Source organism: Pseudomonas sp. RW407, assembly GCF_003176655.1.
In the GTDB taxonomy this organism is placed as follows: Bacteria; Pseudomonadota; Gammaproteobacteria; order Pseudomonadales; family Pseudomonadaceae; genus Pseudomonas; species Pseudomonas delhiensis.
Genome location: NZ_QGSL01000107.1, coordinates 941309 through 951060, shown reverse-complemented (window position 1 = coordinate 951060; position 9752 = coordinate 941309). Strand labels below are relative to the sequence as shown.

The 9752-nt window shown below is 72.5% G+C and carries 3 protein-coding genes; all 3 read left to right on the top strand.

Translation table 11 applies throughout. The features are described 5' to 3' along the window. The first annotated feature begins 497 nt into the window (after positions 1–497). The 3 genes from recC to recD are packed head-to-tail and all read left to right on the top strand — an operon-like array spanning position 498 to position 9702. A complete protein-coding gene (gene recC / locus DK254_RS28380) occupies positions 498–3986 on the top strand; it encodes an exodeoxyribonuclease V subunit gamma (RefSeq protein ID WP_109936494.1) in 3489 nt (1162 codons plus the stop codon). Next, a complete protein-coding gene (recB, locus tag DK254_RS28375) occupies positions 3983–7663 on the top strand; it encodes an exodeoxyribonuclease V subunit beta (protein ID WP_109936493.1) in 3681 nt (1226 codons plus the stop codon). The genes recC and recB overlap by 4 nt, the downstream gene beginning before the upstream one ends. Beyond that, a complete protein-coding gene (recD, locus tag DK254_RS28370; RefSeq protein WP_109936492.1) occupies positions 7660–9702 on the top strand; it encodes an exodeoxyribonuclease V subunit alpha in 2043 nt (680 codons plus the stop codon). The genes recB and recD overlap by 4 nt, the downstream gene beginning before the upstream one ends. Positions 9703–9752: the final 50 nt, after the last annotated feature.

Genomic DNA, 9752 nt, shown 5'->3' with positions numbered 1-9752 from the left:
GTACCCTCGGGGCGGGCCTCCGTGGCGGGGGAGTTCGCGAGGGTAGCCCGGCTCCATCGGGCCCGTATGCGGGGCAAGCCTTCTTGGTTACTTCTTTGGCGTTTGAAAGAAGTGACTCGCCCGAGGGGGCGAAACGAGAGACACCCACGCACTCGGAGCGGCGCGCTACACCCAAACCCAATAGACAGTTGCTCCTACGTCCGTGCTTCCTGAAACCGTAGGAGCAACTTTGTCCGCGATTTGGCGGATAACGCCGTAGGCGTTATGCGCCCTACACGAGAAACATCAACGCGCTCGGAGCGGCGCGCTACACCCAAACCTGACATCTTTTCTGGGGCCCGCATTCGCGGGAATGACAAGGTTAGGTTGGGGGCGGGGACCAACCTCGCGACACAGAACGTCGCCCCGCCCCGATACAATCACCCCGTGGGAAAAACCTCCCGACCCACCCCGGCTTCTGCTCAAATGCCGGGCACACCGGCAAACCTGGAGAGACGATGAGCGAAGCCCTGAGCCCCGGCCTGATGGTCATCCACGGCAACCACCCCGAGGCGCTGCGCGACCTGCTGGTGGCCTGGATGGCGCGCTACCCGCTGGCGCCGCTGGAAAGCGAGACCATCCTGGTGCAGAGCAACGGCATCGCCCAATGGCTGAAGCTGGCCCTGGGCCGCGACGTCGCCGACGGCGGCTGCGGCATCACCGCGGCGCTGGACGTGCAACTGCCCGCGCAGTTCCTCTGGCGCGCCTACCGTGGCGCGCTGGGCAAGGACGAAGTGCCGGAGGTCTCGGTGCTGGACAAGGCGCCGCTCACCTGGCGCCTGATGCGCCTGCTGCCGACCCTGCTGGAGCGCGACGAATTCCAGGCGCTGCGCCGCTTCCTCGCCGACGACGCCGACCTGCGCAAGCGCTACCAGCTGGCCGAGCGCCTGGCCGACCTGTTCGACCAGTACCAGGTGTACCGCGCCGACTGGCTGGAGGACTGGAGCGAGCAGCGCGACCAGCTGCGCACCGCCAGCGGCAGCCTCCGCGCGCTGGGCGAGGACGAGCGCTGGCAGGCCGAGCTGTGGCGCGCCCTGCTGGCGGAAGTGGGCGAGGACGGCCTGGCCGGCAGCCGTGCCGGAGTGCACCGGCGCTTCCTCGATCGCCTGCGCGAAGGCACGCCGCCCCAGGGCCTGCCGCGCCGGGTGGTGGTGTTCGGCATTTCCGCCATGCCGGCGCAGACGGTGGAGGCCCTGGCCGCGCTGTCGCGCATCGCCCAGGTGCTGCTGTGCGTGCACAACCCCTGCCGCCACCACTGGGCCGACATCGTCGCCGACAAGGACCTGCTGCGCCACGAGTACCGCCGCCAGCAGCGCCGCCCCGGGGTGCCGCTGCAACTGGACGACGACCTCCAGCACCAGTACGCCCAGCCGCTGCTGGCGGCCTGGGGCAAGCAGGGCCGCGACTACATCAACCTGCTCGACCAGTACGACAACCCCGAGAGCTACCGCAGCCGTTTCGGCGAGGTCAGCGGCGGGCGCATCGACCTGTTCAGCGAGGCGCCGCCGGCGCACCTGCTCGGCCAGCTGCAGGACGACATCCTCGAACTGCGCCCGCTGGCCGAGACCCGCGCGCAATGGCCGGCGCCGGACCCGGCGCGGGACCACTCGATCCGCTTCCAGGTCGCCCACAGCGCGCAACGCGAAGTGGAGGTGCTGCACGACCAGCTGCTGGCGCGCTTCGACGCCGACCCCACGCTGCGCCCGCGCGACGTCATCGTCATGGTCCCCGACATCGACGCCTACGCGCCGCACGTCCAGGCGGTGTTCGGCCAGCTCGGGCGCGACGACCGGCGCTTCATCCCCTACACCCTGGCCGACCAGGGCCAGCGCGGCCGCGAGCCGCTGCTGGTGGCCCTGGAGCACCTGCTGCAGCTGCCCGACAGCCGCTTCGCGGTGAGCGAGATCCTCGACCTGCTGGACGTCGGCGCCCTGCGCGCGCGCTTCGGCATCGCCGAGGCCGACCTGCCGCTGCTGCAGCGCTGGATCGACGGCGCCGGGGTGCGCTGGGGCCTGGATGGCGAGCAGCGCGAGGACCTCGGCCTGCCCGCCGCCGAAGAGGCAAACACCTGGCGCTTCGGCTTGCGGCGCATGCTGCTGGGCTTCGCGGTGGGCGAAGGCGAGGCCTTCCAGGGCATCCAGCCCTACGCCGAGATCGGCGGGCTGGACGCCGCCGTGCTCGGCCCCCTGGCCGGCCTGCTGCAGCGCCTGGCCGCGGCCTGCGAGAGCCTGGCCGAGCCGGCCGCGCCCGAGGTCTGGCGCGAGCGCCTGCGCCAGCTGCTCGACGACTTCTTCCTGACCCGCGACGAGCACGACGAACTGCTGCGCCAGCAACTGCTGCAACTGCTCGAACGCTGGCTGGAAACCTGCGAGCGCGCCGCCTTCGGCGAGCCGCTGCCGCTCTCGGTGGTGCGCGAGGCCTGGCTCGGCGGGCTGGACGCCGGCGGCCTGAACCAGCGCTTCCTGGCCGGCGCGGTGAGCTTCTGCACGCTGATGCCGATGCGCGCCATTCCCTTCCGCGTGGTCTGCCTGCTGGGCATGAACGACGGCGACTACCCGCGCCAGCAACCGCCGCTGGACTTCGACCTGATGCGCAACGACTACCGCCCCGGCGACCGCTCGCGGCGCGAGGACGACCGCTACCTGCTGCTCGAAGCCGTGCTCTCGGCGCGCGACCAGCTGTACGTCAGCTGGGTCGGGCGGAGCATCCGCGACAACAGCGAGCGCCCGCCATCGGTGCTGATCGGCCAGCTGCGCGACCACCTGGCGGCCGGCTGGTCGCTGGCCGGCAAGCCCGGCGACGGCAAGGCGTTGCTGCAGGCGCTGACCACCGAGCACCCGCTGCAACCCTTCAGCCGCCGCTATTTCGAAGGGCAGGGCGAGGGCGTCGACGGCTTCTACACCTACGCCCGCGAATGGCGCGAGGTGCACCGCGACGACGAACCGGCCGAACAGGCCGAGGCGCCGCTGCCCGAACTGCTGCCGGACGCGCCCATCGGCCTGCGGGTGCTCGCCGACTTCCTCGCCAGCCCGGTCAACGCCTTCTTCCAGCAGCGCCTGAAAGTACGCTTCGCCGAGGAAGACCTGACCGGCCACGACGAGGAGACCTTCGCCCTCGACGGCCTGCAGGTCTGGCAACTGCAGTTCGAACTCTGCGAGCGTCTGCGCCCGTGGATCGAGAACCACTGGGCCGACGGTGAACTGCCCGGCCGCATCGAAGGGCAACTGGCGCGTTTGCGCGGTGAGGGGCGCCTGCCGCTGGCGGCCTTCGGCGCCTTCTCCGCCCGTGAGCTGAGCGCCCCGCTGGGCGAGCTGCTGACGCGCTACCGCGAGGAACTGGAGCACTGGAGCGAAGCCGAGGAAGGCCAGCGCGAGCTTATCCACAGGCACCCGGCCAGCGGCGTGGAGCTGGGCGACTGGCTCGGCGGCCTGCGGCGCAACGCCGAGGGCCAGTGGGCCAGCCTGCAACTGGTCAGCGGCAAGCTGCACGAAGGCCGCGGCTACAAGTGGCACAGCCTGGTGCGCCACTGGGTGCGCCACCTGGGCCTGCAACTGTGCGGCACGCCGGTGCGCAGCCTGCTGGTCAGCCAGACCGGCACCCTGGAACTGCCGCCGCTGGCGGCGGCCACCGCCCGCGGCCACCTGGACGCGCTGATCGCCGCCTGGCTCGAAGGCCTGCGCCGGCCGCTGCCGGTGGCCTGCAAGGCGGCCTTCGCCTGGCTGGGTGCCGGTGGTGACGAGGCCCGCGCCACCAGCGAGGCGGCCAAGCGCTACGACGGCGGCTTCGGCAGCACCGGCGAGGCGGTTTCCTCGCCGGCCCTGGCGCGGGTCTACCCGGACTTCGCCAGCCTGAGCGCCAGCGGCGAATTCGCCACCTGGGCCGAGACCCTCTATGGCCCGCTGTACCAGCTGCTGCAACGCCGCGACGACGAGGAGCAAGGTCAATGAGCCGCGAACTGCGCGCCCTGGAATTCCCCCTGCACGGCAGCCGGCTGATCGAGGCCAGCGCCGGCACCGGCAAGACCTTCACCATCGCCCTGCTGTACCTGCGCCTGGTGCTCGACCACGGCGGCGAACTGGCCTTCGGCCGGCCGCTGAGCCCGCCGGAAATCCTCGTGGTGACCTTCACCGACGCCGCCACCCAGGAGCTGCGCGAACGCATCCGCGCGCGCCTGGGCGAAGCCGCCAACTGCTTCGCCGAGCCGGCGCTGGCGCACGACGCGCTGCTGGTCGAGCTACGCGCCAGCTACCCGCAGGAGCGCTGGCCCGGCTGCGCGCGCCTGCTGCGCCTGGCCGCGGAATGGATGGACGAGGCCGCCGTGTCGACCATCCACAGCTGGTGCTACCGCATGCTCCGCGAGCACGCCTTCGACAGCGGCAGCCTGTTCACCCAGGACCTGATCACCGACCAGAGCGAACTGCTCGCCGAAGTGGTGCGCGACTACTGGCGGCGCAACTTCTACCCGCTGCCGGCGCCGGCGGCGAAGGTCGTCGGCGACATCTACAAGGGTGGCCCCGAGGCCCTGGCGCGCCTGCTGCAGCCGTTGCTGGCGCAGCAGGAAGCCGGCTTCCGCTACGCCGACCAGCCGCTGAGCGCGCCCGGCTCGTTGCGCGAGCTGCTGGAGGAAACCGGCGACTTCTACGCCCGCCTGGACGCGCTGGAACAGCAGGCCCGCACCGCCTGGGCCGCCGATGCCCAGGGCCTGCGCCAGCTGCTCGTCGACCTGCGGCCGCAGCTCAACGGCAACAGCTACCGCAACAAGGACGACGACGCCGTCTTCGAAGGCTGGCTGCAGGCGCTGGAAGCCTGGAGCCTGGGCGGCGAAGCGCCGGAAAACCTCCACCGCTTCGGCCAGACGCGGATCAAGGTGAAGGCCAGGACGGTGGTGCCCGAGCATCCCGCCTTCAGGGCCATCGACGCCTGGGTGGAGGCCGCCGAGCAGCAGCCGGACATCGCCCCGCAGTTGCTGTTGCACGCCCTGGGCGAAGTCAGCCGCGCCCTGGAGGCGGAGAAGCAGCGCCGCGCCGAACTGGGCTTCGACGACCTGCTGGCGCGCCTGGACCGAGCCCTGGCCGGCCCCGGCGGCGAGCACCTGGCCGAGCGCATCCGCCAGCAGTTCCCGGTGGCGCTGATCGACGAATTCCAGGACACCGACCCGCTGCAGTACCGCATCTTCGAGCGCATCTACCGCATCGCCGACAACCCCAGGGATTGCGGCCTGTTCATGATCGGCGACCCCAAGCAGGCGATCTACGCCTTCCGCGGCGCGGACATCCACACCTACCTGCGCGCCCGCGCCGCCACCGCCGGGCGCCACTACACCCTGGGCACCAACTACCGCTCGACCCTCGCCGTGGTGGAGGCGGTGAACCACTGCTTCGCCTTCGCCGAGGGCCACGAGCGCGGCGCCTTTCGCTTCGCCGCCGAGGGCGACAACCCGGTGCCGTTCCAGGCGGTGGCCGCCAAGGGCCGCGACGAGCGCCTGCTGATCGACGGCGAAGAAGCCGCGGCGCTGACACTCTGGCAACTGGAGAACGACGGCCAGGTGGTCGGCAGCCGCCTGTACCGCGAACAGATGGCCGCCAGCGCCGCCAGCGCCATCCGCCACTGGCTGAGCCTGGCCCAGCAGGGCCGCGCCGGGCTGTACAAGGCCGACGGCACGGGCCGCGCGCTGCGCCCGGCGGACATCGCCATCCTGGTCCGCGGGCGCAGCGAGGCCGAGGCGGTGCGCGCGGAACTGGCGGCGCGGCGCCTGGCCAGCGTCTACCTGTCCGACCGCGACTCGGTGTTCGACAGCCCCGAGGCCGGCGACCTGCTGCACTGGCTGCGCGCCTGCGCCGAGCCGGGCAACGACGCCCTGCTGCGCAGCGCCCTGGCCACCCGCACCCTGGGCCTGGGCTGGCAGACCCTGGAGCGGCTGAACCAGGACGAGCGCTTCTGGGAAGGCATGCTCATGCGCTTCCGCGAGTACCGCAGCCAGTGGCAGCAGCAGGGTGTGCTGCCGATGCTGCGGCGCCTGCTGGCCGACTTCGAGCTGCCGGCGCGGCTGCTGCGCCGCGCCGACGGCGAACGCAGCCTGACCAACCTGCTGCACCTGGCCGAGTGGCTGCAGCGCGAGGCCGCCGAGCTGGACGGCGAGCACGCCCTGCTGCGGGTGCTGGCCGAACAGCTGGCCAGCCCGTCGAGCGAGGAAATCCTCCGTCTGGAAAGCGACGCCGACCTGATCAAGGTGGTGACCATCCACAAGTCCAAGGGCCTGGAATACCCGCTGGTGCTGCTGCCCTTCATCTGCAGCTGGAAGGAGCTGGACGGCAAGAGCCAGACGCCGCCCAGCTTCCAGGGCGAGGACGGCAAGGTGATCGAACTGGCGCGCGGCAAGGACCTGGCCGAGGCCGCCTACCGCCTGGCCAACGACGAACGCCTGGGCGAGGACATGCGCCTGCTCTACGTGGCCCTGACCCGCGCCCGCCACGCCCTGTGGCTGGGCGTGGCGCCGCTGGTGGCGGGCAACGCGAAGAACCCCGAGCTGCACAAGGGCGCCTTCGGCTACCTGCTGGGCGGCGGCGCGGCCATCGCCCTGGACGGCTTCGCCGGCTGCCTGCAGGCCCTGGGCGGCGGCTGCCCCGGCATCCGCATCGAACCCGTGCCGGCGGTGGACGCCACGGCCTACGACGAGACCCGCGCCGGCCAGCTCGGCCAGGCCCGCGAGCCGCAGCGGCGGGTGGCGGAGAAATGGTGGATCGCCAGCTATTCCGCCCTGGCCACCCTGGATGCCGAAAGCGAGGCGCCGGCGCCGGCCAGCGAACCCATCAGCGCCGAGGAAGCCACCCTGCGCGAAGGCGACGCCGACAGCGCCGCAGCCGAACTGGCCCAGGCCGCGCCGGCCGCCGGCAGCCTGCACGCCTTCCCGCGCGGGCCCAACCCCGGCAGCTTCCTCCACGGCCTGCTGGAATGGGCCGCCGACGAAGGCTTCGCCGCCGTGGCGCAGCAGCCCGAGGCCCTGCGCGACCTCATCGCCCGGCGCTGCCAGCTGCGCGGCTGGGAAGCCTGGATCGAACCCCTGGCGCAATGGCTGCCGGCCTACCTGCAGGCCGGCTTCGCGCTGCCCGATGCCGCGCCGGTGCGACTGGCGGCCCTGGCCAGCTACCAGAAGGAAATGGAGTTCTGGTTCGCCGTGAAACCCACCGACAGCGCCCGCCTGGACGCCGCCGTGCGCGCCCAGGTGCTGCCCGGCGAGGCGCGCCCGGCGCTGCAGCCGACGCAGCTGGGCGGCATGCTCAAGGGCTTCATCGACCTGGTCTTCGAACACGAGGGGCGCTACTACGTGGCCGACTACAAATCCAACTGGCTCGGCCCGGACGCCGCGGCCTACACCCCGCAGGCCCTGCGCGCGGCCGTGCTGGAGCACCGCTACGACCTGCAGTACGCGCTCTACCTGTTCGCCCTGCACCGCCTGCTCAAGGCGCGCCTGGCGGATTACGACTACGACCGCCACGTCGGCGGCGCGCTCTACCTGTTCCTGCGCGGCGGCGAGCAGGGCGTGTTCCACGAGCGCCCACCCAGGGCGCTGATGGAGGCGCTGGAAGCGCTGTTCAGCCACGCCGCCGAGGAGGTGCCGGCATGACCCGCGAACAGCTGCTCGAACTGCTCGGCCAGTGGGCCGGGCGCGGCTGGCTGCGCGAGCTGGACCGTGCCTTCGCCGCCTTCCTGGTGGAACAGGCGCCCGACGCCGAGCCGCTGCTGATCCTCGCCGCCGCCCTGGCCAGCCACCAACTGGGCCGCGGCCACGTGTGCCTGGACCTGGCCGCGACCCTCGCCGACAGCCGCTTCGCCCTGTCGCTGCCGCCGGACGGCGAGCTGGAAGGTACGCCGCTGACGCTGCCGGGCGAGCTGCTCGACGGCCTCGACCTGGCCGCCTGGCAGGCCGCCCTGGCCGACCCGCGCCTGGTGGGCGAGGGGCCCGGCGCCACGCCGCTGGTGCTGGCCGGCCCGCGCCTGTACCTGCGCCGCTACTGGCAATACGAGCGCGAGGTGCGCGCCGGCATCGACCAGCGCCTGGCGCGCGGCGAGGCCCTGCGCGCGGCGCTGCCGGTGGACGCGCTGCGCCAGGCGCTGGATGCGCTCTTCCCGAAAAAGCCGGGCGCCCCGGCGGACTGGCAGAAGCTGGCCTGCGCCCTGGCCGCCGGCAACGCCTTCGGCATCGTCACCGGCGGCCCCGGCACCGGCAAGACCACCACCGTGGTGCGCCTGCTGGCGCTGCTGCAGAGCCTGGCCCTGGGCGGCGAGGGCGGGCGGCCGCTGCGCATCCGCCTGGCCGCGCCCACCGGCAAGGCCGCGGCGCGGCTCAACGAGTCCATCGCCAACGCGGTGGACCGCCTGGACCTCGGCGCCTTCGCCAACGGCGAGGAAGTGCGCAAGCAGGTGCCCAAGGAAGTCACCACCCTGCACCGCCTGCTCGGCAGCCGCCCGGACAGCCGCCAGTTCCGCCACCACCCCGGCAACCCGCTGGCGCTGGACCTGCTGGTGGTGGACGAGGCCTCCATGGTCGACCTGGAAATGATGGCCGCGCTGCTCGGCGCGCTGCCGGACAAGGCGCGGCTGATCCTGCTCGGCGACAAGGACCAGTTGGCCTCGGTGGAGGCCGGCGCGGTGCTCGGCGAGCTGTGCAGCCGCGCCCGCGAGGGCCACTACCGCCCGGCCACCCGCGACTGGCTGCAGGCGGTCAGCGGCGAGCCCGTCGACGACGACCTGCTCGACCCCCGGGGCCAGCCCCTGGACCAGGCCGTGGCCATGCTGCGCCACAGCCACCGCTTCAGTTCCGCCAGCGGCATCGGCCAGCTCGCCGAGGCGGTCAACGCCGGCGACGTGGCGGCCATGCGCGCGGTCTGGGAACACGGCTACGCCGACCTGGCGCGCCTGGCCCTGGATGCCCGCGACAGCCGCGGCCTGCGCGAACTGGTGGTGGAGGGCGGCGGCCGCTACTTCCTCGACGCCGCCGCCCGCCCGGACGTGGCGCCGCCCCAGGGCTACCGCCACTACCTGCAGGTGCTGCGCGACACCCGGCCGGCCCTGGACGCCACCCAGGCCGATTTCGACGCCTGGGCCGCGCGGGTGCTCGCCGCCCACGGCCAGTTCCAGGTGCTCTGCGCCCTGCGCCGCGGCCCCTGGGGCGTGGACGGGCTGAACCTGCGCATCGCCGACCTGCTGCAGGACGAAGGGCTGATCCAGCCCCACGGCGGCGCCTGGTACCTCGGCCGCCCGCTGCTGGTCACGCGCAACGACTACGGCCTGGGGCTGATGAACGGCGACATCGGCATCACCCTGGCGCTGCCCCGGGAAGAGGCCGGCGAGCGCAAATGGCCGCTGCGCGTGGCCTTCGCCGACGGCCGCGGCGGCATCAAGTGGGTGCTGCCCAGCCGCCTGCAGGCGGTGGAGACGGTGTTCGCCATGACCGTGCACAAGTCCCAGGGCTCGGAATTCAGCCATGCCGCCCTGGTGCTGCCCGACGCCCTCAACCCCATCCTCACCCGCGAGCTGGTGTACACCGGCATCACCCGCGCGCGCAGCTGGTTCAGCCTGGCCAGCGCCGGGCGCGGCCAGTGGGTGCTGGAAGCGGCCATCGAGCGGCGGGTGCAGCGGGCCAGCGGGTTGCTGGAGGGGTGAGCACAGTGTTGTGATGGCTATCACAATTAGAATTGTCTGATGGCAGAGTG